Origin of the sequence: Muribacter muris (assembly GCF_001038205.1) — a bacterium.
Lineage (GTDB): Bacteria > Pseudomonadota > Gammaproteobacteria > Enterobacterales > Pasteurellaceae > Muribacter > Muribacter muris.
Genome location: NZ_JWIZ01000094.1, coordinates 1 through 25497 on the forward strand (window position 1 = coordinate 1; position 25497 = coordinate 25497).

Annotated in this window: 27 protein-coding genes and 1 other RNA gene; 7 read left to right on the forward strand and 21 right to left on the reverse strand. The window is 44.9% G+C overall.

Translation table 11 applies throughout. The features are described 5' to 3' along the window. Positions 1 to 46: 46 nt before the first annotated feature. The 17 genes from RO21_RS11260 to RO21_RS11325 form a co-directional block, all read right to left on the reverse strand. On the reverse strand, positions 47 to 1420 hold the full coding sequence (locus RO21_RS11260; RefSeq protein WP_053067780.1) for a DUF927 domain-containing protein: 1374 nt from the start codon (positions 1418 to 1420) through the stop codon (positions 47 to 49). A 53-nt stretch (positions 1421 to 1473) separates the two neighbouring features. Continuing rightward, positions 1474 to 2493 (reverse strand): site-specific integrase, encoded by a 1020-nt coding sequence (locus RO21_RS11265; protein ID WP_047977877.1) that lies wholly within the window; start codon positions 2491 to 2493, stop codon positions 1474 to 1476. An 8-nt stretch (positions 2494 to 2501) separates the two neighbouring features. Next, a complete protein-coding gene (locus RO21_RS11270; protein ID WP_047977878.1) occupies positions 2502 to 2921 on the reverse strand; it encodes a hypothetical protein in 420 nt (139 codons plus the stop codon). After that, positions 2911 to 3120, reverse strand: a complete 210-nt coding sequence (locus tag RO21_RS11275) for a hypothetical protein (protein ID WP_047977879.1) — start codon at positions 3118 to 3120, stop codon at positions 2911 to 2913. The genes RO21_RS11270 and RO21_RS11275 overlap by 11 nt, the downstream gene beginning before the upstream one ends. Continuing rightward, a complete protein-coding gene (locus tag RO21_RS11280) occupies positions 3113 to 3643 on the reverse strand; it encodes an ash family protein (RefSeq protein WP_047977880.1) in 531 nt (176 codons plus the stop codon). The genes RO21_RS11275 and RO21_RS11280 overlap by 8 nt, the downstream gene beginning before the upstream one ends. A gap of 166 nt (positions 3644 to 3809) precedes the next feature. Beyond that, complete coding sequence (locus RO21_RS13030) at positions 3810 to 3971, reverse strand: hypothetical protein (protein WP_157019811.1); 162 nt, start codon at positions 3969 to 3971, stop codon at positions 3810 to 3812. A gap of 137 nt (positions 3972 to 4108) precedes the next feature. Then, positions 4109 to 4252 carry a hypothetical protein gene (locus RO21_RS13035; RefSeq protein ID WP_157019814.1) on the reverse strand — a complete coding sequence of 48 codons (144 nt, stop codon included), beginning with the start codon at positions 4250 to 4252 and terminating at the stop codon, positions 4109 to 4111. Between the two features lie 116 nt (positions 4253 to 4368). Next, complete coding sequence (locus tag RO21_RS13255; protein WP_047977881.1) at positions 4369 to 4746, reverse strand: hypothetical protein; 378 nt, start codon at positions 4744 to 4746, stop codon at positions 4369 to 4371. Next, the gene (locus tag RO21_RS11290) at positions 4746 to 4946 is read right to left on the reverse strand and encodes a helix-turn-helix transcriptional regulator (RefSeq protein WP_047977882.1); all 201 of its coding nucleotides are present in this window, start codon (positions 4944 to 4946) and stop codon (positions 4746 to 4748) included. Before RO21_RS11290 ends, RO21_RS13255 begins: the two co-directional genes overlap by 1 nt. A 117-nt stretch (positions 4947 to 5063) precedes the next feature. After that, positions 5064 to 5930: a hypothetical protein gene (locus RO21_RS11295; RefSeq protein ID WP_047977883.1), complete on the reverse strand. Its 867-nt coding sequence runs from the start codon at positions 5928 to 5930 to the stop codon at positions 5064 to 5066. 122 nt (positions 5931 to 6052) lie between these two features. Further along, a complete protein-coding gene (locus tag RO21_RS11300) occupies positions 6053 to 6235 on the reverse strand; it encodes a hypothetical protein (RefSeq protein WP_047977884.1) in 183 nt (60 codons plus the stop codon). Continuing rightward, entirely contained in the window at positions 6235 to 7110 is an 876-nt protein-coding gene (locus RO21_RS11305; protein ID WP_047977885.1) for a P2 family phage major capsid protein, read from the reverse strand. The genes RO21_RS11300 and RO21_RS11305 overlap by 1 nt, the downstream gene beginning before the upstream one ends. Before the next feature lie 11 nt (positions 7111 to 7121). Continuing rightward, positions 7122 to 7793 (reverse strand): hypothetical protein, encoded by a 672-nt coding sequence (locus RO21_RS11310; protein ID WP_047977886.1) that lies wholly within the window; start codon positions 7791 to 7793, stop codon positions 7122 to 7124. 9 nt (positions 7794 to 7802) lie between these two features. Continuing rightward, complete coding sequence (locus RO21_RS11315) at positions 7803 to 8009, reverse strand: helix-turn-helix transcriptional regulator (RefSeq protein ID WP_047977887.1); 207 nt, start codon at positions 8007 to 8009, stop codon at positions 7803 to 7805. 444 nt (positions 8010 to 8453) lie between these two features. Beyond that, complete coding sequence (locus RO21_RS11320) at positions 8454 to 9659, reverse strand: tyrosine-type recombinase/integrase (RefSeq protein WP_047977888.1); 1206 nt, start codon at positions 9657 to 9659, stop codon at positions 8454 to 8456. A 199-nt stretch (positions 9660 to 9858) separates the two neighbouring features. Next, positions 9859 to 10224: a transfer-messenger RNA gene (gene ssrA / locus RO21_RS12340) on the reverse strand. 72 nt (positions 10225 to 10296) lie between these two features. After that, positions 10297 to 11859, reverse strand: coding sequence for a glycoside hydrolase family protein (locus RO21_RS11325; RefSeq protein ID WP_053067781.1), 1563 nt, complete (start codon positions 11857 to 11859; stop codon positions 10297 to 10299). Between the two features lie 190 nt (positions 11860 to 12049). Between RO21_RS11325 and rpoH the strand changes: the two genes are divergently transcribed. The 6 genes from rpoH (at position 12050) to rpoD (ending at position 21085) form a co-directional block, all read left to right on the forward strand. Next, a complete protein-coding gene (gene rpoH, locus RO21_RS11330; RefSeq protein ID WP_047977889.1) occupies positions 12050 to 12994 on the forward strand; it encodes an RNA polymerase sigma factor RpoH in 945 nt (314 codons plus the stop codon). Between the two features lie 72 nt (positions 12995 to 13066). Beyond that, positions 13067 to 15463: a penicillin-binding protein 1B gene (gene mrcB, locus RO21_RS11335; protein ID WP_047977890.1), complete on the forward strand. Its 2397-nt coding sequence runs from the start codon at positions 13067 to 13069 to the stop codon at positions 15461 to 15463. A gap of 46 nt (positions 15464 to 15509) precedes the next feature. Next, positions 15510 to 16868: a tRNA uridine-5-carboxymethylaminomethyl(34) synthesis GTPase MnmE gene (gene mnmE, locus RO21_RS11340; protein WP_047977891.1), complete on the forward strand. Its 1359-nt coding sequence runs from the start codon at positions 15510 to 15512 to the stop codon at positions 16866 to 16868. 132 nt (positions 16869 to 17000) lie between these two features. Further along, a complete protein-coding gene (gene rpsU, locus RO21_RS11345; RefSeq protein ID WP_005598703.1) occupies positions 17001 to 17216 on the forward strand; it encodes a 30S ribosomal protein S21 in 216 nt (71 codons plus the stop codon). 140 nt (positions 17217 to 17356) lie between these two features. Then, positions 17357 to 19105, forward strand: a complete 1749-nt coding sequence (gene dnaG / locus RO21_RS11350; protein WP_047977892.1) for a DNA primase — start codon at positions 17357 to 17359, stop codon at positions 19103 to 19105. A 102-nt stretch (positions 19106 to 19207) separates the two neighbouring features. Continuing rightward, positions 19208 to 21085, forward strand: a complete 1878-nt coding sequence (gene rpoD, locus RO21_RS11355; protein ID WP_047977893.1) for an RNA polymerase sigma factor RpoD — start codon at positions 19208 to 19210, stop codon at positions 21083 to 21085. A 43-nt stretch (positions 21086 to 21128) separates the two neighbouring features. Here the strand turns inward: rpoD and udp are convergent, their stop codons facing one another. Both udp and asnC read right to left on the reverse strand, forming a co-directional pair. Further along, complete coding sequence (gene udp, locus RO21_RS11360; protein WP_047977894.1) at positions 21129 to 21896, reverse strand: uridine phosphorylase; 768 nt, start codon at positions 21894 to 21896, stop codon at positions 21129 to 21131. 16 nt (positions 21897 to 21912) lie between these two features. Continuing rightward, complete coding sequence (asnC, locus tag RO21_RS11365; protein WP_047977900.1) at positions 21913 to 22380, reverse strand: transcriptional regulator AsnC; 468 nt, start codon at positions 22378 to 22380, stop codon at positions 21913 to 21915. Between the two features lie 165 nt (positions 22381 to 22545). Here asnC and asnA point away from each other — a divergent pair, with 165 nt between their 5' ends. Then, positions 22546 to 23538: an aspartate--ammonia ligase gene (gene asnA, locus RO21_RS11370; RefSeq protein WP_047977895.1), complete on the forward strand. Its 993-nt coding sequence runs from the start codon at positions 22546 to 22548 to the stop codon at positions 23536 to 23538. Between the two features lie 189 nt (positions 23539 to 23727). Here the strand turns inward: asnA and RO21_RS11375 are convergent, their stop codons facing one another. Both RO21_RS11375 and RO21_RS11380 read right to left on the reverse strand, forming a co-directional pair. Then, positions 23728 to 24471, reverse strand: a complete 744-nt coding sequence (locus RO21_RS11375; protein WP_047977896.1) for a hypothetical protein — start codon at positions 24469 to 24471, stop codon at positions 23728 to 23730. Between the two features lie 115 nt (positions 24472 to 24586). Next, positions 24587 to 25321: a hypothetical protein gene (locus tag RO21_RS11380; RefSeq protein ID WP_047977897.1), complete on the reverse strand. Its 735-nt coding sequence runs from the start codon at positions 25319 to 25321 to the stop codon at positions 24587 to 24589. Positions 25322 to 25497: the final 176 nt, after the last annotated feature.

Below are 25497 nucleotides of genomic sequence, written 5' to 3' on the forward strand. Positions count from 1 at the left end.
TTTCGATGATCTTCCTGCGTCTGCATGGTACAGTTTTGCAGGATCATTAACAGGCGGAGATTTTCCAACGGTTCACCTTGCGATTACCGCCCTCTTTTTTGCCCTGCATCTTGCCGGTTTCGTTAAACAGATCGTAGGCAATTGTTTCAAGGTTTCTTGGGTCTTTGGCTTGCCCGATTTCGTCAAGAGTAATAAAGCCGTCATTGCGGGCTTCTGCCTCTTGTTGAATGGAATAAGCGGTCGCACTCCACGTTCGCATTAGCTTGTCGCTTTCGCCGTAAATGCTGTTGGCTAGGTGTAACGTGGTACTTTTCCCCTTTGAGCTTTCGGCATATAAATGTACCCCGAACGAGGATAAGCCCAAAATCGAGAGCATCGGCGCAGAGAGGGCGGTGGCAATGCCCAGCATCATTGAATGGTTGCCTCGCACGTTGCCGGCGATTTCCGTCTGCCAGCTTTCCAATGTGCCGGCAGTATTGTAGCCGAGCGTATCTATGCTCTTTTTAGTGAAGTAAATCGGGCTTTGCGGTTGCCCGATCATTTCACCGGTCGGGAGCAGATACGCTCCGTTTTGCCAGCCGGCAAGGGCAGTGATTTTCCAGTTATGCGGCACGGCTTTACTTAATGCGTGGAAATGCTCGGTAAGTTTTGCGGTTAAGCCGGCCCCTTGCACCATTTTTAAGCCGTTGGCTTTTAACTGCTTCCAGCCGGTTTCGCTGCCAAAATCGGCAAGGTGAACCGCTTCGATGCGTGGTGTCCGTTCATCGTTATTCTGCCAGCGGAAGAGGTAATAATATTCGCCTTGTAGGTCTTTGCCTTGCCCTACCAGTTCAACATCACTGCAAATCCACGAGGCTTTTTCATCAAACACTTCGCCGGTCTCTTTATCAATTTTGGGGATCACATAATGCAAGCCTTCGCCCTGTGCGGAGTGTCTAAATTCAATATAAGGGATCTTCTTCGGTGCGTTATCGGCGATTTTTTGCGCCTGCATCTCGGCGATATTTCGGCTCATTTCATCATTACGCAAACGCTGAATGTAACCGCTCACATCTTCTGTTTCATTGGCGAGATTATCAGCAAATTTTACCGTTTCAAGCGGTGTGAATTTCGCAATACTTAACAAAAGGGCGGTTTTGTGGGTTTCGTGAAGCTCACCAAACAAACATAAGCGGATCACTTTTTGCGTATCGGTGAGTTTGATTTGATGAATACTGTTTAATTGGCTCGGGCCAATCACTAACGGCAAATTGCTCGGTTTTCTGCCGAGTGCTTGGCAAAGTAACTGCCATTCCTCGCCGTTGGCTTGTTTGCTTTGCTTATCGTAGCCTAAGGCATTCCACGCTTTAGATCCGACTAAACAAATGATTTCGCTGATCGCATCGGTCGGCTGTTTATCAAAAAAAGGGGCTTTTTCCATTGTTATTTTCTCGCAATTTTGATGAACGGGCGAAAAACTCGCCCGTTATTTTTTTAGGCTAGTCTGCTTGCAAATTCGCTTATATCGGGAGCGTAGTAGGTATTTTGTAAAATCGTAAAATCCCGATGCCCACTGATTTTTGCGAGCTCCATTGGGTTAAATTTCGTTGCAAGGCGTGAGAGAGCCTCCCGCCGTGTATCGTGAAAACGCAAATTAGCGTTTTCTAACCCTGCCTCTTTTTTTATCTTTCTAAACAATGTAGAAAGCATTTGATCGCTACTAAATCCGAAAATCCGCCCCGTCTTTTCCGGTTTTAACCGTGCCAACGTGTGCAGAATATCAATGGCCTTACTGGATAAGGGAACAGTTCGAGAATGCCCGTTTTTTGTTTCCGGCAAAAACGCTGTCCGTCTTTCTAAATTGACGTGTTCCCACGTTAATTTATAGATTTCACCAGCACGCATTGCGGTTTCAATCGCAAAGAGTAACGCTGCCCCTGTTCGTGCTTTTTGTGTGCGATTTTCGCCGTGTGGATCGTATCCACTCACACTGACCAGCTTTCTAATCTCTTCTTCTCGATAACGTCTATTTCTCGGCGGTGGCTCTTTAATAGTGTCCGCCTGTTTTACGGGATTATAGGCACAGTATTGCCACTTAATCACTTTCGTAAAAATATCAGAAAGCGTGCTTTTTTCTCGACATACTGAGTTTGATTTTACCTGTGTAAGCCGTACCTGTTGCCATTCGTTGATATGCTCTGCCTGAATATCGGTGATGAACATCTTGATAAGTTCAGGGTTATTTTTCATAAACCGCTTGAGCCTAAAATACTCTCCCCGTTTTGATTTTTTCTCCGGTGTTATTTCTTTCAAATAACGGTCGATAACCTCTTCGAAGGTGTAGAAAGGCTTATCAACAAATTGGCTACCTAAAACCAACCGATCTAACTCTTCAAGCCATAATTGCGCCTCGTATTTACTCAAAAAGGTTTTAGATGTACTCACTCCATTTCGTCTATACCACGCTCTGTAACGTGGTTCGCCGTTTTTTAATCGTCTGATTGCAATAGTCATAATGCCCCCTAAATTCCCGTAAAGCCTCGTAACGATTTAATGGCGTTTTTACGGGCTTGCACCACTAATTCACCAATATCCTGTTGCGTACGCCGTTGAATGATCCGCTTGGTTTGTTTCCTTCTTTCCTGCTGTTTAAAATAGGCGATAATTTCCGCCGAAAAATAACGGCGGTGGCGTCTGTGTATGCCAGTGCTGCCGTAGTCTATTGGCTTAGGAAAATCTTCAAGGGTTACAATTTTGGTCGTTACATAGCCATAACTTAGGCCTAGGTAATCAGCAATTTGCTGTTCTGTCCAAATCGGTCTATTACGGCGATTAAGCGTTTGGGTGAGTTCCTCAAATTGGGCTTCAATCGACCCTATACGGCTATCTATTTTTAATAGCAAATCTTGCAAACTCTCGGTTTCGCTCTGCTTAAATTGCATCATCGCCCCCTTTTTGTGTTTGTTGTCCGAAAACGGTTGCAACCGAGCCTTGAAAAAACTGATTAACTAAATCCTGTTCTTTAAGAGCCGGATTGATATTAAGATGCACGATAACGTGGTAATGTTGGGTAACAGATAGCTCGCCGGTATGAACAACGCCGATATGGCAGCCGGAAAAGTAATTAGCGGTATTACGCATAACGCACCTCCAACACGGCAAACAACGGGCAGACTTTCGTTTTGGCTTGCTTGAGGCTGTTGGCTTGAATGCGTAGCGTATAGCAAGGGAAAGATTGAATAGGTTTTGAGGTGTTGCCTAAATCAAGGCGTGATAAGGCTTTGAATGTATAAAGCATTGCTGATAGTCCTTCGGTAAATTTATCAAAGACTATCGCTAAACTTCTGACGGTTTGGCGATAGCGTGTAACAGGGTCAGAAACCGCTACCAAAGGAAAAACGGCAAAGGGCGAACCTTTCCTATTACACGCTACCATAGAATGACGCTCACGGTTTTCGGGAAACGCTCGGCGTTCTTGGGGTGCAGAAAAGCTACGAACTAAAAAACACGCTTTGGGCGTGCTGTTCGCCTTTGGTAAATTCAGCTTCTGACGGCTGGCGTTAGATTTTGCTAACACGTTGCGAAATTTAGCGATTTTCGAACCGCTTGTAAAGTGAAAAATTGGCGTTTGAGCCGTTTTTTGGGTAAAATACGGACATATCATTAGGGTTGCTCCTGTGATTAGTTAGTAATTGGTTAGAAAGTCAAAAGGTTTGCTGGCGGGCAAGCCTTTTTTATTGGCTGTGCTATGGCATTGATAAAATTAACGCCAACGCTACCGCAAAAAAGAAAAAGGGTGGGATTGGGGGGAATTGCGTCATTTCGTTGCCTCAGCCTTTTAGTGTGGTAATAACTTTTAACATTGCTTCGGTAATATTTGGAGCTTGCCAAAATACCAAAGCAAAAAACGCTCCTAATCCCACCGCTTTTAGAAAAAACTTAAAGCCGTCTGAAATGGCTTTGCCTGCTTGGTCTGCACCTTGTTCGCTCATTGTGCCTCCTATGCTAATCGTGGTTATGATGTTGTTAATAAATCGGAAAATACCGCTTTGATTTTTTATCTGTGTGGGTACATCTCGGCTTGTGGATAGCTGTTTATTCCGCTTTCGCCTTGTCATCATTACCCCTGTTATTTCCCTGTCAGTTGTTGCCATTTGATAATGGCTTCAATCAATGTCGGTAAGATATAGATTAAAATCAGTACAATTGCTGAACTTGAAATAAACCATATAAAACGGTTGATTTTCGGGTGTTTGTTCATCAGTTCTAACATTTGAATAAGTTCCTTATTGGGATTGAATTTCATTAGCTGCCCTTGTTATTTGCCGGTGTCTCTACGCCATTTTTGCAGGGTTATGCCTCTGTGAATTGCGTAGAATTGGCGTAGGGTTATCGGTTTTGTAGTTTTTTTCGCCGTTCTACTCGTGCCTGTGGGGTTAAATCAGGTTTTTCTTCGGCTTGCTTGGGTTTAAATAAATCCGGTTGCTTTTCGCCGTTGCGGATACACGCTAGGCGCTCTTCATTGCTAATTTTGGGTAAGCGGTTTTCTGCCTGTAATTCTTGTTCGGTTTTGTCCCATTTTGCCGTTTCAGGTGCGTCCACAAATACTGCTCGCTTGACGTTGATAAGCTGGCCGACAAAATCGGCTTTTAGCCCTCCGCATTTCGGGCAGTAAACGCTGGCTTGTAGGGAGAGTATGCCAGTTTGCCAACTGGTGCGGGTTTGGGTTGCATTGCCGCAGAAAGGGCATTTCACGTTAATTGCCATTAGTGCGCCTCCTGTGATGTTTCCAAACTATCCAAAAAGGCTTTTACCTTTTCAGCGTTGTAACGTGGGCTTGAGCCGATACGGATTGGTTGTGGGAATTGTCCGGATTTCGTCCAGCGGTAGAGCGTTGCCGGATCGATGCCGATAAGTGTGCAAACCTCTTTGGGTTTCATATAGGTTGAAAAGGTGATTTTTGCCATTGTTTCCCCTTATACGTTGCATAGGTCTGTATTGATTGCATTTGTCGGGGCGATTGTAGGGAGAGGAAGGGGGGAATTTTGGAATATTCCAAAAGAGCTTTGGAATATTCCAAAGAATTAACCATTGATCCATTTATCAACGGTTTTGCCACTTGGAGCGGTGAGTCCTTTTGTTTCAAAATCTCTTGAAATTTCGCTTTGGGGATTATCTAAATGCTTGCGAATGTTATTCGCCACATCTTCGCCGTAGGTAACGGAAATTAAATTTCTAATAAATTCTGCTTGTGTGTTTATAGTCTTGTTGTTTGATACTTTATTAGGTGGTTCTGCTTTATTATTTAAAAAATCTTCTAAATCACTATTAAGGATATACAAGTTTTCAGGACTTAACTCATAGTTATGATCTAAATTCACAATTTCTATTATAATGCGACTATCATTAGACTGATTACATTTAGGTGTTGCAAAGGTTATTTTGTTGTAATTAAAGGCTAAATTATTACTTAAATCAACTGTTTTATCTTGAATAATAGATAGAAATCCATTTATATAAAATATGCCTTCGTAGCTTTCATCTAGTGTTATCGGTTTTTGAGTATAAAATTCTTTATGTGTAACTAATTCAGTTATTTTTGATATTTCATTTTCTGCTTCTCTTTCCACATAATACATATCATTCATTTTAAATTTGAATTTGGAAAGTTTTAGTAATTCTAAAATGTCATCTTGAACGTATCTGAAGTCTTCCTCTTCAGTATAATCATAATATATTACAAATGAAAAGCCACTATCCTGAATATCTAAATTACCTATTTTTATTTCTTCTGGGCTCATTAGGCAAAATGCACAAATTTCTATTTTCCTTATTTTCCAAAAATGTAATAAATCTTCTATTTCTAACTCTTCCCCTGTGAGTTGCTTTATTCGTTTAATTGCTTGTTCTAAGGTGTACCATTTTCTCGGTGGTAGTTGGTATTTGCTCATTAGTTTTGCTCTCGTTTGGTTAGTCGTTTGGCGTTGCTTGCACTCGCTTGCAAGGCGTTGCGAGTGTAACGCTTTTGGTTAGGGGAGAGCAATGAAAAAGCACGCGTTGAGCGTGCTTGAGGTTAGAAATAGTCAATCGTTGCGCCGGCGGTATCCGGTGAGGCTTGGGGCTTGGGTTTGCCCGTTGCGGTGAGGATTTGGTAGGCTTCCGGTTCGTCAATGTCGCCTTGTTCGAGTAACGCAAGGGTAAAATTGAGTTTGTCGGTAAACGTCATTGTCGCCGCTTGGTCTAGGTAGTGTTCCATTAGTCGTTGATCTCGATATTTTCCACAAGGCAGCACGCATTAAAATCTTCCACCACATAATCAATATTGAGTGAGTAGAACGTCTGCACCGCATCGCATTTCGGTTGGTCTATCACTTTTCGGCGGATATTGTTTAAATGCACATAAAGCGAGAGGTTATCAAGGCGGGTAATTAGCACCACATTACTTGGGAAGTAGGGAATGCTGACCGCTTTTAAGCCGCCGATGGTGCGTTGCGAGAGGGTTAAAAGTTCGGCAAGTTCTTCGTCTAAATCCGCTTGCTGAAAGGCAATCGGGCTGTCTCCGATGATTTCCCGCCCGCAAATTGCGATCATTTCGCCCCCCGCTGCGTAAGCCGGTGCAATGTAGGTGAGAGCTTGTTTAATAAGAGCGTTGAGGCTTTTAAATTGCCCGTTTTCGCCTACGGTTGACCCGTTGATAACAGCTTGCGGTTTGCCTTTTCGGATTTTTTCTAACCAGCCGACCATTAGTAGCCCGTTGAGTAGGCTGCGGTCAAGCTGTGCGTTTAGGTGGGTTTCCAGTTCATTTTCGAGGTTATAGTGATCGATACGGCTATAGGGAATATAGCTGTCTAGGTTCACCTGTTCGCAGTGATAACGCTGATAAGGGGCAAGAGCGAGTTTCGGCGAACGTTCCTCGCCTGCGAGGGTGTCGGTTGTGCCGGCAATCGGGGTGAATAAGCCGATCGCATCGCCCTGTTCAAAGCGAGTTGTAACGAGGTTGAGATGCTTAAATAGGCGGTTTCTTTTGAGCCGTTTAAGCAGCTTTTTCTGTTCTGCGGGGTTGTCGTCAAAATAAACGGTGTTGCCTTTCTGATCTAATTTGAGGGCGTGGGCAAAGTGTGAAATGCTCATTTTTTCGTTTCCTATGCGGTGAGTTGTTGGATTAAGCCGGTTAAGCCGGTGGTTTGTTGGCTGCGGGCAATCGCCTGTTTGTGCAGTTGCGCCGGTGTAGCTAATTTGTCGCTGTCTGATAAGAGAGCGGAAGAAAGGCGATATTCATCGGGCATAGGGGCGTTTTTAGCAATATAGCCTTTGAACTGTTCTCCCATAAAACGTAGAATTTTCTGCTCTTTGGTGATTTCATCATAAGACGTTGGATTAAATTCATCGCTGCCGTCTAAATACATAAAAATTTCCGATAATGCCTTTTTATTTTCCGAAAAAAGGGCTTGCATTAGGGTTTGAGCTTTGTTTTTAAATATCGCTGCCCGAATATGTTTTAGGTGATTTTGGATTTTTATTAGTGATTGTTTGCTGTCTGCTAATTGATATTCTAAATCTTGATTTAGAGCTTGGTAATATTCAATGCGGGCTTTTAATCCGGTGTCTGTTTGTTTTAATTCCACATATTCATCAACACTTAACATTTGATTATTCGCAAGTTTATCTTTTGAACGTTGGATAATTTCACTTTGTTCATTTTGTAATGCCTCTAAAATACGTTTATTCTGTTCAAATTGGGATTGAATTTGAATAATCGTTTGCTCTTGTTGTTGAAATACGGCTTTTTCTTGATTAAATTTTTCGATATTCATTTTTTTCCTCTATACATTGCGGGATTGTTTAACTTGTTCGGCTATCCAGTCTTGCACTTCACTTTCTAACCATACCTTTGAATTTGCCCCTATGCTGATATTTTTGGGGAAATCGGCGGCTTTCATTTTGCGGTAAATCGCACTCTCTGACAGAGTGGTGAGCCGACTTACTTCGTCAATTTTGATAAATCGCTGTCTATTTGGGTTGTTCTCCATTTTTGCTTACCTCTTGAGATGATGGCTCTCGCCAGCCATTGCCGGCGAGTGAGAGAAAGCATAAATCATTGTGAAAATTTAGCGACTATTCGGCAGTGTGAAAGGGAGTTTGACAGATTGAGGCACTATTCAGGCTTAGGGGGAAGATTTACAAGCGGTCAGATTAGGGCGATTTTTTGCAAAATTGGGTGGTTCTCGCATTGCTCTCTTATCCTGTTTGCCGGATTAGCCGTTTTGTGAATGTAAAACTGCATAACTATGCGTAGATTTGCGTAAGAATTTCTGACTGTATGAATGCTATTCATACCAAATAGGGCAAGGCGTGAGGGCATTAACGCATTTGCGTTGAAATCGACACATTAAGTGCGGGGGCGTGGTGAGGATACGAGCGCCCGCGTCGGGTTGCCGTGCGGGCGCGACCGTTTCCTCGCATTATTCCCTATTTTAGCTTTTCTTACATTGCTCTACATAATCCCCCCACATTTGCATTGCTTGCCGTCTTAACTCTAAATAGTCCGAGTAGTTATATCTTCGGCTTACATCACCGCCGACAAGGTGAGCAAGGCACGCCTCTGCAACTTGAAAATCTATGCCTTGATCTGCCAAATAGGTTCTTGCCATTGCTCTCAGCCCGTGCGCTGTCAAAATGCCGTGATAGCCGTTGCGTTTTAGCACGCTGTTAGCTGTTTGGCTGTTACAAGGTTCATCAGGTTTTAAACGATTAGCAAAAACGTGCCGGCGGTGTCCGTTATGCTTTTTCATCTCTTTGAGCAAGGCAAGGGCTTGGGTCGAGAGGGGAACGGTGTGCGGGCGGGGATTTTTGAGCGTTCCCTTCATTTTCTCTGCGGGAATAACCAGTAACTTTTTGTGCCAATCAATTTCAGCCCATTCAATACTAACGGCTTCTTTCGAGCGTAGCATCGTCAGCATCTGCCATTCAACTAATAATTTTGAGGTGATGAAGTTATTTGCGAGATTTAGCCGCTTAAACAGTGCCGGCAAGTCCTTAGCATTTATCGTTGGGTTTGGTTTGTCCTTTTTGCGTTTGAAGGTTTTCTGAATAGTAGAAAGTGGGTTGGCTTCGATAATGCCAAATTCAACGGCATAATCCATTATTTCAACGAACCGCCCGATCACTTTTTCCACTGTATCCCCTTTTGTCGCATACATTTCAAAGAACGCATCAATAACGGCTATTTTGGTGATCTGATTGATAGGGCAATGCCCGAAAATTGGAAATAAGTGGTTTTCAAGCCGTCTATATTCCCGTGCCATTGTTGCCGGTTTATTTTCGCCTTTTGCCAACTTTAAATCTCGCCATTTAGGCGCAAATTCGAGCAGGTTAATTTCTTGCCTTGCTTGCATCTCGGCTTGCCGGGCGAGGTACTCGAAAGGATCTAAACCTTGAGAAATGAGCTTATTAAAGGCTCTTGCTTTTTCTCGTGCATCTTCAAGGGACAAATAGGGGTATTCACCGATCTTGCGTTTAGTACGCTTCTTGGTGATGGGGTGTACATACCAAAATATAAACGTTTTCTTTTCTGCATTATAAACGTGCAAGAAAAGGTTATTCCCGTCGCCGTAGGGCGTTGCTTTCGGTTTAAGGTTTTTTATGCGGGTTTCTGTGAGTGGTTTAACAAATTTTGCCATTGCTACATCAGCCTTATAAATAAAGGGTTTATCGGGTTGATGTAACTTTTTTCTGCTGCCTTTTTGTAAAGGTTACATCAAAGTTACATCAATGACGCTGACAAATGCAATCAATGCAAACATATGCAACAGTTACAAGGCTGTTTAACCTTTAAAATCAAAAGGTTGCAATCTTATGCAACCTCTTGAAATCTTTCAGTGGTGGAGCTGGGGGGATTTGAACCCCCGTCCGAAATTACTCCATCTTCAGCACTACACGTTTAGTCGGTCTTTGATTTCACTTAGCCACTGCGGACAGACACGCGATAACTAAGCTAGTTTGATTTAATTTAGTGTTTCGATCCTCAAACGGCGGCGTCCACACGATCTCGTTTTGGATGGCTTATCGGACTCCTCGTCTTACGAGCGGAAGCTGAGGCGATAAGGCTTTAAGGCAGGTTATTAAGCTGCTAAAGCGTATTGTTCGTCGTTTGCGACTATTATTTTGCGGTTTGTTTACGAGGCCTACCGCACCTCGACGTGCACCTTGGACTTCGCTAATCCCGTCGAATCCAGAATCAGCCCCAAAAGTGTCGCAATTCTAATGGAAAGCGGTCGGATTTGCAAAATTTTTTGTCAAACCGACCGCTTGCCTCGGCTAACCTCGCCAATAGCGGCTTTCATCCATTTCAAATTCGCCGCTAAGTCCCCAAAATATGCTGTTAGCCGCAACTATGTTGAGCGAGATCCCTCGTTTTTCATTTTTGCTGGCTTGCACAAGAGGTTGTCCTTTCCAGCTGACCCGATAAGCACCGGACGGTAATTTTTCCAGTTGGCAGTTTTCGGCTTCAAATCCTGTTTTGCCGTCAATGCTGATGTGTAATGCACCGTCCTGTATGACATCTGCCCAGATTTGCAGTGTTTCACCGTGAAAATATAAGCCGTTTGTTGCGAAGCTCATTGGTTTTTGTGGCGAACGGGCAACCATTCCGGCAAGCCGATTTTTATCTATATATGCCAATCCTAAGCCTGTATCCCGCCAGCCGCGGTGTCTCCCTTTGCCGCCGGTATAATAAAGGCGGTTATCGCCGGCGGTCATTTGCGCAGCAAAGAGTGTGGCACTGTCAAATTCGCCTTCGAGGTATTGATCCCGTCCGGCGCCGGCAGGAATGAGGATATTATGATCAGGGACGGCTTTGTTCCATTCGGTGAGGTTGGTTGACCAATAAAGCTCAAGATTAACGGTATCCCAATCCATTTGAGTATTATCGCCCTGTTTGTAAATCGAGGCGAAACCGAAATAGATGTCGTGATGTTCAAAGACGGGCATTGAATAGACTTGTTCTTCGTAGCCTTGTCCGCGTAGCACTTCGTGTAAAGGCGACCAATTTATGAAGTCATCGCTACGCGAAATAGCAAGCACGCGGAAGTTGCTTGCCCAAAGACGGGTGGTGAGGATATATTGGTTGGTGCGGCTGTCTTTAAAGACAGCATTATGACAGTCCGCCCCGATTTTCGGGCTATGTGCTTTCCATTCGATTAACTCGGAGAAATGGATACCGTCCGCAGAAAATGCCACGGCAAGTTTACGTTCTTTCTGTTTGCGTGTAATCAGCTTAAAGCGTTTGTTCGGGTCAGGGTCATTCGGTTCAAACAGAACGCCCGTGCCGGCAACATCACGCATCAGTAAGTTATTGGCTTTGCTGCCTTCAAATTCGACAATGCCCAATTCGGGTTTTTCCCAGTGAATGCCGTCCGTTGAGCGTGCGTAAGCAAGCCCGACTTGGCGATCCCGTGATGCCGCATAAGGTTGGTTGGCACGTTGAGCACGCGGTGTATTGGTAACGGACGGATCAACAGCAAACAGTGTGTAATAACAGTGATAAATGCCTTTATCATCAAGGATAACGTTGGGATAGCCGTTGTCTATTCGAGGTTCCCAGCGTTTAGGTGGGTCTTCGTTAATCCCGTCAATAAACAGAGGATTACGTTGATCTTTTTTGACCTCCCCCATTTTCAGCCGCATATTTTGCATTTTATTGGCGGCATAAATACCGGTATCAAAGGCAAAATAGTGCTTTTGGGATCGTTTGGGGGGGCGAGGCTCGGTAGCGGAATATATCTGAAAACCGTTTGCCGAGGTTAGTTGAGGGTTGAGCGCGAGAGCGGCGGTTCCGCTTAAACCTAATAAAAAGGTTCGACGAGAAAGAGTGATGCGCATATGCAATCTCCACTGACTAAGGGAACGGCGGCAGTATCTACCGAGAATGGGCAAAAATCAAGCAGAAAGTATAAAATATGACAATCTTTAAAAAATGTCATTGCTTTAAGCACATCGCATAATTTATCCGTTTGGCATTTCTATTATAAAGCGGTAAGATCTGCCAATATTTTTACAAATAAAGAACGGAATGAAACAGGATAACGCACCAAAACAGCTCGATGAGGTTGATATTATCGAGCCGGACGAAGTGGAACTGCTGGAAGGGAATGATGATGCCAATCACCCTGCCCTTGCCAATACAATGCTTGTGCCGCAAGGGGGAAACCTTGACAGCTATATTCGGATGGCAAACCAATATCCGATTTTAACGGCGGATCAAGAAAAAGAGCTTGCCGAACGGTTCTACTATGATGAAGATTTGGACGCCGCCAAGCAGTTGATTATGTCGCACTTGCGGTTTGTGGTGCATATCGCCCGTGGCTATTTGGGCTACGGCTTGCCGTTGGCGGATCTGATTCAAGAGGGCAATATCGGTTTGATGAAGGCGGTAAAACGCTTTAATCCGGAAGTCGGGGTGCGTTTGGTCTCGTTTGCGGTGCATTGGGTGAAAGCAGAAATTCACGAATATGTGCTGCGTAACTGGCGGATTGTCAAAGTTGCCACCACCAAAGCCCAACGCAAACTGTTCTTTAATTTACGCAAAAATAAACAGCGTTTGGCGTGGTTTAACGAGGAAGAAATTCAGAAAGTCGCGGACGATTTGGGCGTTACCCCTGAAGATGTGAAAGAGATGGAATCCCGTATGACCGGTCAAGATATGGGCTTTGATCTACCGGTGGGCGAAACGGACGATGAAGCCTATGTGCCGTCAATGTATATTGAAGACGACAGCTCCAATTTTGCCGATGAGCTGGAAGAAGAGGAGCATACGGGGCGGGCGACTGCCCAGCTTGCCTATGCGTTGGCACAGTTAGACGAACGCAGTCAAGATATTATCAAAACCCGCTGGTTAGACGATAATAAAGCGACATTACACGAACTTGCCGCCAAATACGGCATTTCTGCCGAGCGGGTGCGTCAGTTGGAAAATCAAGCGTTAAAGAAAATCAAAGACGCTATCAGTTTGGAATAATGGGATCACAAGCGGGCGGATTTTGCAATTTTTTTACCGAATCTGACCGCTTACCTAATCAACGGTCAAACAATGTCAAACAATACGGAAAAACAACCACAGGATCAGCCTGAACAGTCGGCGAAAAAGCCTTATATCATTCCGACCTGCCTGAAATTGATGCTTTTGGGCGTGTGTTGTGTCGGGCTTTACGGCATTTATTTAGACGGCAAAATCCGTGCCAAAATGGACGGGCATATCTGGCAATTGCCGGCGGAAGTGTACAGCCGGATTGAGAGTATCCGTGTTGATGATAATCTCACCCTTGAGCAAGTCAAACTGGCACTGCTTGATAACGGTTACCGTGAGGTTGCTTATATTGCCACACCCGGCGATTTTAAAATTGACGGCGATGCCCTCGTGTTATTGCGCCGGGCCTTTCAATTCCCTGAAACGCCGGAAGCGCAGCGGGTGCTGCGTTTACGCTTTGTGAATGAGAAGCTCGCCCGCATTGAAGACTTGGTACGTTTAAAAGAGGTTGATGAGTTTCGGCTCGACCCGAAATTGATCGCAATGCTCCATTCGGATAATGATGAAGAACGCCAAGCATTGCGTTTGCAAGATTATCCCCGCTTACTTATTGATACGCTGCTGCTAACCGAAGACAAGCGTTTCTACCAGCACGACGGCATTAGCCCGCTGGGGATTGTGCGGGCGCTGGTAACGAACTATCAAGCGGGCAAAACGGTGCAGGGCGGCAGTACCCTCACCCAACAATTAGTCAAAAATATTTTTCTGTCTAATGAAAAATCTTTAGTGCGTAAGGTGAATGAAGCCTTGATGTCGCTGATTTTAGACTACCGCTACGATAAAAACCGCATTCTCGAAACCTACCTGAACGAAATTTACCTCGGGCAGAACGGCAGTTATCAAATTCACGGCTTTGCCCTTGCCAGCCAGTTCTATTTTGGTCGCCCCGTGCAAGAGATTAGCCTCAACCAAATGGCGTTGTTGGTGGGAATGGTCAAAGGCCCGTCTTTATATAACCCGTGGCGTAATCCGCAAGGGGCAATGGAGCGGCGGAATGTGGTGTTGCGGATTTTGCTTGAACATCAAGTGATTAACCAAGATTTGTATGAAACCTTGAGTAAGCAACCGCTTGGGGTGAAAGAGAAAGGCAATATTTATCGCCAACAACCGGCATTTATGCACGCTTTGAATTTGGATATTAAAAATGAGTTGGGCGAAAGCCGCACGGCGTTATTATCCGGAGCGAAAATTTTTACGACCTTGGATCGAAAACAGCAACGTTCGGCGGAACTGGCGGTGATTAACGGCGTGTCGGATCTAGAAAACGCCAATAAAAAGGTGAAAGATCTGCAATCGGCAATTGTGGTTGCCGAGTACAAAACCGGCAAAGTCAGAGCCGTGGTCGGCGGGGTGCAGACCCAATATGCCGGCTTTAACCGTGCTATCCAAACCAAGCGTCAAATCGGCTCATTGGTGAAGCCGTCGATTTATGCCATTGCGTTAGCACAGCCGGAGACTTTCCGCCTGAATACGCCGGTGAAAAACCAGCCGATTACGATTACCGTGAAGGGCAGCCCGCCGTGGACGCCACGCAACTACGATCGCCGTTTCAGCGGGTCAGTGATGTTGATGGACGCTTTAGTCCGTTCTCTGAATATCCCGACCGTCAATATCGGAATGAAAGTCGGCTTGAAAAAGGTGATCGCCAAGCAGAAAGAGATGGGCTGGGACAAAGCGGAAATTCCGCCTTATCCGGCAACGCTGCTCGGCTCTTACTCGATCTCCCCCTATGACGTTACCAAATCCTATCAGGTCTTGGCAAATAAGGGGCTAAAAACCCCATTAACCACCATTGAGGCGATTATTTCTGCCAATGGCGAGATGATCTATCAGCCGAATGTTGAACAAACCAGCCGGCAAGTGCTGCCGGAAGAAGCCGCTATCCAAACGCTCTACGCAATGCAGCAGGTGGTGGAACGAGGCACGGCTCGCAGCTTGCAGACGGATTTTGCCCATCTGCGTTTAGCGGGGAAAACCGGGACGACCAACAGCGCAAGGGATACTTGGTTTGTCGGCATTGATGGCGAAAATGTAACGACAGTTTGGCTGGGCAAAGATGATAACAGCAGCACCCTCCTCACCGGCTCAAGCGGGGCATTGCAAATCTACAAAGAGTATTTGAAACGTGCCGAACCGTTGGTGTTTAAACTGCCAAGCTCCAACCAGATCCAATGGGTCGGGATCAGCAGTTACGGCAACTGGGATTGCAGCAGCCCTCGACAAATTCCGGTGTGGAAAGATCGAGGACAACGCTATTGCAGTGGCGGTAGCACCGTGGTCGCAGCCAAACCGAGTGTTTGGGACGCCTTGTCGCTCGGCAAGGATAACACTACGCAGCCGACTAAAGCGGAAGAAGCGGAAGGGCAATCGCCGGTTGATGAAATCGCTCCAACCGAGTAGCAAGCAGTCGGCGCAACATTTTTTGCAAATTTGAAACAGGATAACAATGAAAGAAACTATCGTGGCACAAGCCACTCCGATTGGGCGGGGCGGGATCGGCATTTTGCGGGTGTCCGGCCCGCTTGCTGCCAGCGTGGCAGAGCAGGTATTGGGCAAATGCCCTAAACCCCGTGTGGCGGACTACTTGCCGTTTAAAGACGAAGACGGCACGGTGCTGGATCAAGGGATCGCCTTATTTTTTAAAGCGCCGCACTCTTTTACCGGCGAAGATGTGCTGGAATTACAGGGGCACGGCGGACAGGTTATTCTCGACATTCTGCTGAACCGTATTTTGAAAATCAATGGGTTACGTATTGCCCGAGCCGGTGAGTTTTCCGAACAAGCCTTTTTGAACGATAAACTGGATTTGGCACAGGCGGAGGCGATCGCCGATTTAATTGATGCAACTTCAGAGCAAGCGGCTCGTTCGGCGCTAAAATCACTTCAAGGTGAATTTTCAAATAAAATCAATCAATTAGTTGAAGATGTGATTTATCTGCGTACCTATGTGGAAGCGGCGATTGATTTCCCCGATGAAGAAATTGATTTCTTGGCGGACGGCAAAATCGAAGCGAAATTAACGGCGATCCGCAGCCAACTGGCGAATGTGCGTGCCGAAGCCAAGCAAGGCTCAATCTTGCGGGAAGGAATGAAAGTGGTGATTGCGGGCAAGCCGAATGCGGGTAAATCCAGCTTGCTGAATGCGTTAGCGGGGCGGGAAGCGGCGATTGTTACCGATATTGCCGGCACAACCCGTGATGTGTTGCGGGAGCATATTCATATTGACGGAATGCCGTTGCACATTATTGATACCGCCGGTTTGCGAGAGGCAAGCGATGAAGTCGAGCGGATCGGCATTCAGCGGGCGTGGGGCGAGATTGCCCAAGCGGATCACGTTTTGTTGATGATCGACAGCACGATCTCGCCGCCGGATCATTTTCAGCAAGAATGGGCAACGTTTTTATCCAAACTGCCGCAAAATATGCCGGTAACGGTGATCCGCAACAAAGTCGATCTGAGCGGTGAAGGCGAAAGTTTAAGCGTGCAAGATCCGTTTACGCTGATCCGCCTTTCTGCGCAAACGAAAATTGGGGTCGATTTATTGCGTGAGCATTTGAAAAAATCAATGGGCTACCAAAGTTCGAGCGAAGGGGGCTTCCTTGCTCGCCGCCGCCATTTAGTCGCCCTCGAAACCGCCGCCGAACATCTGGAGCGTGGGCATATTCAACTGACCCAATTCCACGCCGGCGAGCTGTTGGCGGAAGAGTTACGTTTGGTGCAAAACGCCTTGAGTGAAATTACCGGACAATTCACGTCCGATGACTTGCTGGGGCATATTTTTAGCTCGTTTTGTATTGGTAAGTAAGCACAAATAGGTGATAAGTTATTCTTTACTTCTTGGGTGGGCTAGGGTAGAATAACGCACCTTTTCTAGTTCTATGCCGCCGTCAATCAAGTGCGGCTTTATTTAAACATATTATTCCTGAGGTGATGGCTTATGCCAGTAATTAAAGTTCGTGAAAATGAATCCTTTGACGTAGCATTACGTCGTTTCAAACGCTCTTGCGAAAAAGCGGGTCTGTTAGCTGAAGTTCGTGCACGTGAATTTTACGAAAAACCAACCACTATTCGTAAACGTGAAAAAGCATCTTTAGCAAAACGCCACGCTAAACGTAATGCGCGTGAGAACGCTCGTAATACACGTTTATACTAATTCTCAGTAACGCATTTTTCGTTGAAACCGTGAAACCTTTGGGATCACGGTTTTAATGTTTATAGATTCAGCAAAACAAGCGGTGGGTTTTTGCAGAAAATATGCGATAGCTTACCGCTTGTCAATTTAAGGCGATCACAATGAAAGGCTCTATTCCCCGTTCGTTTATTGATGATCTCGTTGCCCGCACGAATATTGTTGAGGTGATCAACAGCCGGGTTAAACTGAAAAAAGCAGGGCGGGATTACCAAGCCTGTTGTCCATTCCACCACGAGAAAACGCCCTCTTTTACGGTTAGCCAATCCAAGCAGTTTTTCCACTGTTTTGGCTGTGGAGCGCACGGCAATGTGATCGGCTTTTTGATGGATTACGATAAACTCGAATTTCCCGAAGCGATCGAAGAACTTGCGGCACTACATAATTTGGAAGTGCCTCGTGAGAATGTGATCAACCGTGATGGTAAGCCCCAAGCGAGTTTACAAACCCGCCGTAATCTCTATGAGCTAATGGCGGAGATTAGCACTTTTTATCAGCAGGCATTGCGTCAGACCCCCGCCAGCCAAGCCTATTTAGTCGATCGGGGCTTGTCGCCTGAGATCATTGAACGGTTTGAGATCGGTTTTGCACCGAATGCGATGAACGGCGTGTTAAAAGCGTTCGGCAAAAATCCCCAAGAAATCCAAAAACTGTTGGATACGGGAATGTTATCAAAAAATGATCGGGGCAAGGTTTATGATCGTTTCCGCAATCGGGTGATGTTTCCGATCCGAGATAAACGGGGGCGGGTAATCGCGTTTGGCGGACGGGTAACGGGCGATGAAAAACCGAAATACCTCAATTCACCGGAGTCCGTTACTTATCACAAAGGTAATGAACTGTACGGCTTATACCAAGCCTTGCAGCACAATGAATCGCCTGAATATCTGTTTGTGGTGGAAGGCTATATGGACGTGGTGGCGCTTGCCCAATACGGCATTGATAATGCGGTGGCGTCTTTGGGGACGGCGACCACGGGCGAGCAAATTCAGCAGATGTTCCGCTGTACCGAGCAGATTATCTGCTGTTATGACGGCGACCGTGCGGGGCGGGAAGCGGCGTGGCGGGCGTTGGAGAACGCATTGCCTTATTTACACGATGGGCGGCAGCTTAAATTTATTTTCCTGCCGGACGGGGAAGATCCCGACAGTTTCGTACGGGCGCAGGGTAAGCAGGGTTTTGAAGCCTATTTACAAAATGCGCAGCCGTTGAGTGATTTTCTGTTTGATACGTTGCTGACACAAGTGGATTTATCCACGAAAGAGGGCAAATCGAAATTAGCCTCGTTAGCCGTGCCGCTGCTCAAACGGATTCCGGGGGAGATGTTGCGTGTCTATTTGCGTAATATCTTAGGGCAGAAACTGGGGATCTTAGATCCGAGTCAGCTTGAAGCCATATTGCCGAATCGTGCCGTTGAAAATCGTACGCCTCGCCACAATATGCCGAAAATCGAACGTACGCCGATGCGGTTGTTGATCGCGTTACTGCTACAAAATCCGCAGTTGGTTGAAAATGTGCCGCAGGATATTAGTTTTCTCCATTCCCTTGAGGAAAAAGGCTTTGCGTTATTTCTCACTTTAGTAACCGCTTGTCAGCAAAATGTCGGCATCTCAATGGGCGGCTTGTTGGAATATTTGCGGGAACACGAGCATTATCGCCATTTGGAAACCTTGGCAAGCTGGGATCATTTGGTGGCAGCGGAAAATATCGAAGATACCTTTATTGAAACCCTCGATTTTTTTTATAAGAGATTAGTCGATAGGCGGATTGAGGTGCTGCAAGCCCAAGATCGCACCGCCGGATTAAGTCTTGAGGAGAAGCAAGAGTTAATGACCTTGCTCTCGGCGCGCTAACAAGCGGTCATTTTTCTTGAATTTTTTGCAAACCTATTTATGAAAGGAAAAGCAGTGGTATAATCTACCACTTGTTTTTGCTCGCACAGAACGGATAAGACTATGGAACAACATTCTCAATTAGAAGAACAGCAATCTCAGTTAGAACTTCTGATCGCACAAGGGCGTGAACAGGGGTATTTAACGATTTCCGAAGTTCACGATCACCTGCCGGAAGAACTGGTTGATGCAGATCAAATTGAAGATATTATTCAGATGATCAACGATATGGGCATTAAAGTGCTGGAAACCGCACCGGATGCCGATGATCTGATGTTGGCGGGCAATATCGCAGATGAAGATGTGGTGGAAGAAGCGACTAAAGTGCTTTCGACCGTAGAGTCCGAATTAGGGCGCACCACAGACCCTGTGCGAATGTATATGCGTGAAATGGGGACGGTGGAATTGCTGACCCGTGAAGGCGAGATTGATATTGCAAAACGCATTGAAGAAGGGATCAATGAAGTGCAATGTGCGGTGGCAGAGTATCCGGAAGCCTTAACCGATTTGATTGCACGCTATCAGCAAGTCGAAGAAGGGACAATGCGTTTGTCCGATTTGGTAACTGCCTTTGTTGATCCGAATGCGGAAGAAGCCGAGCCGATTGATGAAATTCACGATGATTTGGACGATGAAGATGCGGAAGACGTGGCGAGTGTGGACGATGAGAGCGAAGATGAGGAAAGTGAATCCGGTGGTGATGCCGGCGATGACAATTCTATCGATCCCGAATTAGCGCGCGTAAAATTCTATGCTCTAAAGGATCAGCACCAAAAAGCATTGGAAGCGATTCAAAAACACGGGCGGACGAAAGCCAGTGCGAAAAAGCAAATTCAGGCATTATCCGATATTTTCCGTGAGTTCCGTCTTGTGCCGAAACAGTTCGATTTATTGGTTGAAAATATGCAATCAATGATGAAGCGCGTGCGTAGTGAGGAACGCCAAATTCAGCGCTATGCCGTTGAATATGCACAAATGAACAAAGCAAATTTCGTCAAATTGTTCCAAGGCAATGAAACCAACGATCAATGGATCGAGATTGCAATTCAAGGCACAGGTAAAACCAAAAAAGATGCCGCACCGAAATTAGCGGATTATGCCGATTCTATCCGTGGGCATATTGCCAATTTGCAAAAATTAGAATTGGATTCCGGTTTAACTATCGGGCAAATCCGTGAGATTGGCAGCCGGATTTCCGCCGGTGAGCTGAAAGCCCGCCGAGCGAAAAAAGAGATGGTAGAGGCAAACTTGCGTTTGGTGATCTCCATTGCGAAAAAATACACCAACCGTGGTTTGCAGTTCTTGGATTTAATCCAAGAGGGGAACATCGGTTTGATGAAAGCGGTGGATAAATTTGAGTATCGCCGTGGCTATAAATTCTCGACTTACGCAACGTGGTGGATTCGCCAAGCGATTACCCGCTCCATCGCCGATCAAGCCCGCACGATTCGGATTCCGGTGCATATGATTGAAACAATCAACAAATTAAACCGTATTTCCCGCCAATGTTTGCAGGAAATGGGGCGTGATGCAACGCCGGAAGAACTGGCAGAGCGTATGGGAATGCCGGAAGATAAAATCCGTAAGGTACTCAAAATTGCTAAAGAACCGATTTCAATGGAAACGCCGGTCGGTGATGACGATGATTCGCATTTAGGGGATTTCATTGAAGACAGCAGTTTGGAGTTGCCGCTGGATTCCGCCACGGCAGAGAGCCTGCGTATTGCGACAAACGAAGTGCTGGAAGGCTTAACGCCAAGAGAAGCGAAAGTATTAAGAATGCGCTTTGGTATTGATATGAATACCGATCATACCCTTGAGGAAGTCGGTAAACAATTTGATGTAACCCGTGAGCGTATCCGTCAAATTGAGGCGAAAGCATTGCGCAAACTTCGCCACCCAAGCCGCTCGGAAACGTTGCGTAGTTTCTTAGACGATTAATCAAAAATCCCTCGCATTTGCGAGGGATTTTTCGTTTGAGAAATTATTGATAATCTAATGCCAACTTGCCGGCGGCGGTAACCACCACATTGATTGCAGTATCTTCCGAGCCTTTAATCGTGGCTTCATTTGGGATTTCCTGTTGGGTACGGTTCACGATTACACCGGATACCATACCGGCACGCAAGCCTAGGGCGGAACACATTGTAAAGAGTGTGCCGGATTCCATTTCAAAGTTCATTACGTTTAATTCTTGCCACTGCTCAAGAGAACCGCGGAAGTGGCGGTAGATTTTGCCGGAGAAGGTATCGTAACGCTCTTGCCCCGGATAGAATGTATCCGATGAGGCAGTAATGCCAACATAAGGGGTAATGCCGTGTTGTTGTGCTGCGGCATAAAGCGCATTGGTACAGTTAAAATCGGCAACCGCAGGGTATTCTAACGGGGCAAAATGGCGGCTTGCACCGTCTAGTCGGACTGCTCCGGTGGTAACTAACACATCGCCGACTTGAATGTGCGGTTGAATTGCCCCGGTTGTGCCGATGCGTAAGAAAGTATGCACGCCCAGTTGTGCCAATTCTTCAACACAAATTGAAACGGACGGGCCGCCGATCCCTGTCGAGCACACCACAATCGGCTGCCCGTTTACATAGCCCAGCCACGAGGTAAATTCTCGGGTAGACACAAGAAATTCCGGATTGTCCATTTTCGCCGCAATGCGCTCGCTACGTGCCGGATCACCGGGGACAATCGCAACTTTAGCACCTTTTAACATTGCTTTGGTTAGACCTAGATGGAAGACATCTGACATTTTTCTCTCCTTTAAGTTAGGGTTTAATATCTCGTAAAATCGGGTTTTGCATTGAAATTAGGGTCTCGGTCGATTGAATTTCCTCAATCAGCTGGATTTTGCCCGCCAGCACGAGATGAAGTTCCTCAATCGTGCGGGTCATCACTTTCAAAAAAATCGAATAATTGCCGGTGGTATAATAGGCTTCCACCACTTCATCAAACGCTTTGAGCTTGGCAATCACCTTTTCATAATCTTTCGCACTTTTTAGAATAATGCCAATAAAGCAGCAGACATCATACCCCAATTTGCGCTCGTTGATGCGAATTTTCGTCCCCTCAATAATGCCGGCTTGGCGCATTTTTTCTACCCTAACGTGAATAGTGGCGGCACTGACACCGAAATTTTTTGCCATTTCAGCATAGGGCGTGCGGGCATCTTGGGTTAAAATACGCAAAATTTGCTGATCAAGCTGGTCGATCTGCGGGGTTGATTGATAGCGTATAGGCAAATTTTGCTCCTTTTTTAGCTTTGATTAGATATTTGTTAAAATATAGCATAGTTTTTTAGATAATATATAACATAAATTGCTTTTTATTTGATTTGTATTGAGTTTTTGGCAAAAATCGTTAAATTATCACTATCTTTGTTTTTGATGAGAATTTGAATTATGCAAAAATCCTTTATTTTACAGCAACAAGAAATTAGCTTTGTGAAAAACACCTTTACTCAAAACCTGATTGAACAGCTTGATATTATTGAGGTGCAAGGGCCGATCTTGAGTGAAGTCGGCAACGGTATGCAGGATAACCTCTCCGGTATTGAAAAAGCGGTGCAAGTTAATGTGAAACAAATTCCGAATGCGGTGTTTGAAGTGGTGCATTCTTTGGCGAAATGGAAACGCCACACCCTTGCCCGCTTTCAATTTAAAGAGGGCGAAGGGCTGTTTGTGCATATGAAAGCATTGCGCCCTGATGAAGATTCCCTTGATCCGACTCACTCCGTTTATGTCGATCAATGGGACTGGGAAAAAGTCATTCCTGCCGGTCGCCGTAACTTTGCGTATTTAAAAGAGACGGTAAATTCTATCTATAAAGCTATCCGTTTGACCGAATTGGCAGTGGAAGCCCGCTTTGATATTCCGTCTATCCTACCGAAGCAGATTACCTTTGTGCATAGTGAAGATTTGGTAAAACGCTATCCGGATCTCACCAGCAAACAACGTGAGAATGCGATTTGTAAAGAGTATGGCGCTGTCTTTTTAATCGGAATCGGCGGTAAACTCTCGGACGGCAAACCGCACGATGGTCGTGCGCCGGACTATGACGACTGGACAACCGAGTCCGAAAACGGCTATAAAGGCTTAAATGGCGATATTTTGGTGTGGAACGAGCAGCTTGGCACAGCGTTTGAATTATCTTCAATGGGAATCCGAGTTGATGAAGGGGCGCTACGCTTACAAGTCGGTTTAACCGGTGATGAATCACGCTTAGAAATGGATTGGCACAAGGATTTACTTGCCGGCCGCCTACCACTTTCCATTGGCGGCGGTATCGGACAATCCCGCTTGGCAATGTTCTTACTCCGTAAAAAACATATCGGCGAAGTACAATCCAGCGTATGGCCGAAAGCAATGTTAGAACAGTTTGAGAATATCCTGTAATTTGCGGCAAGCGGTCAGTTTCCTAAAAGATTTTGCAACATTATGTAGCAGTAGCACAAAGTTGTTTTTTGTTCGCTTGTAGGGACACACTGAGTGTGTCCCTACATTCTGTTAAAATGTCTATTTTTGTGCATTTGCTGCATAATACCGAGATTTTGCAAACATCTCCTTAAAACCGACCGCTTGTATTTACTCATAAGGTTCATAAGATTCCAATAAAACGGGGTTATAATCGCCATTCAACTGTTGATAGTAATAGGTCATATAAGCTTCGCTGGCAAAATTTTCTAATTGGCTTTTTTTGATTTTGCCGTATCCCCGTTGGTGCATATAGATTTCTGCTGCCCTAAACCATTGCATCCCTATTTTAAACGGATCGGTTTTAGGTTGTGCCACTAATTCCATTTCAATTTGATTGTTTGGCTCTGTGGCTAGATGAATAATTTCTAAAATAAGTTTTTGATATAATTGTCGTAGTTTTTTATTATTTAATACAGCTTGCTCAATCCCTTTCTGAGCCAAAAAGCGAGGTTCAGAAATTTTTAAGGCTTCGATAAAGTTATCCAGCCCCTCACAATCACTGGCATACCACCAAGCTGCTCCTCCCACGTTCTCTATATTTTGTAAGTAAGGATTTAAAAGCATTTGGCGCTCTTCTTTTAACAAAAAATCACCTACTCTCCTACGATAAAATGTTCCATAATCGGACGGATATACATAAAGATCAGATGGATATAAGGATAAATAGAGCTCACCGGTAAATTCATCGGCATCAAACCGATTAAATGTGATATAAACCATCGTATAAAAACCGTTTTTTAAGTCTTTAATAAAATACAGTTCATAGCGCCTTGGGAATTGCCGATAACCTAACGCCTGCATTTTTTCAATTAGCTCTTTTTTAAATAACTTTCTAAATGTTTTATGACTCATTTGATACTCCTTAATATGACTTTAACGTGAACGGGATTTTCCAATGCCCACGCAAAAAAGCGGTCGGTTTCTTAAAAGATTTTGCAAACATCTCCTTAAAACCGACCGCTTGTATTTACTCATAAGGTGCTAATAAAATCGGGTTATAATCGCCATTCAACTGTTGATAGTAATAGGTCATATAAGCTTGACTAGCAAAATTTTCCAATTGACTTTTCTTAATTTTACCGTATCCCCGTTGGTGCATATAGATTTCTGCTGCCCTAAACCATTGCATCCCTATTTTAAACGGATCAGTTTTAGGTTGTGCCACTAATTCCATTTCAATTTGATTGCTTGGCTCTGTTGCCAAATGAATAATTTCTAAAACAAGTGTTTGATACCACCGTCTTAGCAGCTTATTATTCAATACCGCTTGCTCAATCCCTTTCTGAGCCAAAAAGCGGGGTTCAGAAATTTTTAAGGCTTCGATAAAGTTATCCAGCCCCTCACAATCACTGGCATACCACCAAGCTTCTCCTCCCACGTTCTCTATATTTTGTAAGTAAGGATTTAAAAGTGTTTGACGCTCTTCTTTTAACAAAAAATCACCTACTCTTCTACGATAGCATTTTTCATAATTAGAAAAATCCACATAAAGACCTGATGGATATAAGGATAAATAGAGATCACCGGTAAATTCATCGGCATCAAATCGATTAAATGTAATATAAACCATCGTATAAAAACCGTTTTTTAAGTCTTTAATAAAATACAGTTCATAGCGCCTTGGGAATTGCCGATAACCTAACGCCTGCATTTTTTCAATTAACTCTTTTTTAAATAGCTTTCTAAATGTTTTATGACTCATTTGATACTCCTTAATATGACTTTAACGTGAACGGGATTTTCCACTGTTCACTCAAACAAGCGGTTGGTTTCCTAAAAGATTTCGGTATTATGTAGCAAATGCACAAAAATAGACATTTTAACAAAATGTAGGGACACACTGCGTGTGTCCTTTATAAAAATCAAATTATTTCAATA

What these genes read in the sequence shown, in the direction of transcription:
- asnA (WP_047977895.1), top strand. Translation starts at nt 22,546, where the DNA reads ATGCAAAAATCCTTTATTTTACAGCAACAAGAAATTAGCTTTGTGAAA.
- RO21_RS11265 (WP_047977877.1), bottom strand. Translation starts at nt 2,493, where the DNA reads ATGACTATTGCAATCAGACGATTAAAAAACGGCGAACCACGTTACAGA.
- rpoD (WP_047977893.1), top strand. Translation starts at nt 19,208, where the DNA reads ATGGAACAACATTCTCAATTAGAAGAACAGCAATCTCAGTTAGAACTT.
- RO21_RS11275 (WP_047977879.1), bottom strand. Translation starts at nt 3,120, where the DNA reads ATGCGTAATACCGCTAATTACTTTTCCGGCTGCCATATCGGCGTTGTT.
- RO21_RS11320 (WP_047977888.1), bottom strand. Translation starts at nt 9,659, where the DNA reads ATGGCAAAATTTGTTAAACCACTCACAGAAACCCGCATAAAAAACCTT.
- RO21_RS13255 (WP_047977881.1), bottom strand. Translation starts at nt 4,746, where the DNA reads ATGGCAATTAACGTGAAATGCCCTTTCTGCGGCAATGCAACCCAAACC.
- RO21_RS11315 (WP_047977887.1), bottom strand. Translation starts at nt 8,009, where the DNA reads ATGGAGAACAACCCAAATAGACAGCGATTTATCAAAATTGACGAAGTA.
- RO21_RS11305 (WP_047977885.1), bottom strand. Translation starts at nt 7,110, where the DNA reads ATGAGCATTTCACACTTTGCCCACGCCCTCAAATTAGATCAGAAAGGC.
- rpoH (WP_047977889.1), top strand. Translation starts at nt 12,050, where the DNA reads ATGAAACAGGATAACGCACCAAAACAGCTCGATGAGGTTGATATTATC.
- RO21_RS11290 (WP_047977882.1), bottom strand. Translation starts at nt 4,946, where the DNA reads ATGGCAAAAATCACCTTTTCAACCTATATGAAACCCAAAGAGGTTTGC.
- RO21_RS13030 (WP_157019811.1), bottom strand. Translation starts at nt 3,971, where the DNA reads ATGAGCGAACAAGGTGCAGACCAAGCAGGCAAAGCCATTTCAGACGGC.
- RO21_RS13035 (WP_157019814.1), bottom strand. Translation starts at nt 4,252, where the DNA reads ATGTTAGAACTGATGAACAAACACCCGAAAATCAACCGTTTTATATGG.
- rpsU (WP_005598703.1), top strand. Translation starts at nt 17,001, where the DNA reads ATGCCAGTAATTAAAGTTCGTGAAAATGAATCCTTTGACGTAGCATTA.
- mrcB (WP_047977890.1), top strand. Translation starts at nt 13,067, where the DNA reads ATGTCAAACAATACGGAAAAACAACCACAGGATCAGCCTGAACAGTCG.
- RO21_RS11380 (WP_047977897.1), bottom strand. Translation starts at nt 25,321, where the DNA reads ATGAGTCATAAAACATTTAGAAAGCTATTTAAAAAAGAGTTAATTGAA.
- udp (WP_047977894.1), bottom strand. Translation starts at nt 21,896, where the DNA reads ATGTCAGATGTCTTCCATCTAGGTCTAACCAAAGCAATGTTAAAAGGT.
- RO21_RS11260 (WP_053067780.1), bottom strand. Translation starts at nt 1,420, where the DNA reads ATGGAAAAAGCCCCTTTTTTTGATAAACAGCCGACCGATGCGATCAGC.
- RO21_RS11270 (WP_047977878.1), bottom strand. Translation starts at nt 2,921, where the DNA reads ATGCAATTTAAGCAGAGCGAAACCGAGAGTTTGCAAGATTTGCTATTA.
- RO21_RS11295 (WP_047977883.1), bottom strand. Translation starts at nt 5,930, where the DNA reads ATGAGCAAATACCAACTACCACCGAGAAAATGGTACACCTTAGAACAA.
- RO21_RS11375 (WP_047977896.1), bottom strand. Translation starts at nt 24,471, where the DNA reads ATGAGTCATAAAACATTTAGAAAGTTATTTAAAAAAGAGCTAATTGAA.
- RO21_RS11325 (WP_053067781.1), bottom strand. Translation starts at nt 11,859, where the DNA reads ATGCGCATCACTCTTTCTCGTCGAACCTTTTTATTAGGTTTAAGCGGA.
- RO21_RS11300 (WP_047977884.1), bottom strand. Translation starts at nt 6,235, where the DNA reads ATGGAACACTACCTAGACCAAGCGGCGACAATGACGTTTACCGACAAA.
- RO21_RS11310 (WP_047977886.1), bottom strand. Translation starts at nt 7,793, where the DNA reads ATGAATATCGAAAAATTTAATCAAGAAAAAGCCGTATTTCAACAACAA.
- dnaG (WP_047977892.1), top strand. Translation starts at nt 17,357, where the DNA reads ATGAAAGGCTCTATTCCCCGTTCGTTTATTGATGATCTCGTTGCCCGC.
- mnmE (WP_047977891.1), top strand. Translation starts at nt 15,510, where the DNA reads ATGAAAGAAACTATCGTGGCACAAGCCACTCCGATTGGGCGGGGCGGG.
- RO21_RS11280 (WP_047977880.1), bottom strand. Translation starts at nt 3,643, where the DNA reads ATGATATGTCCGTATTTTACCCAAAAAACGGCTCAAACGCCAATTTTT.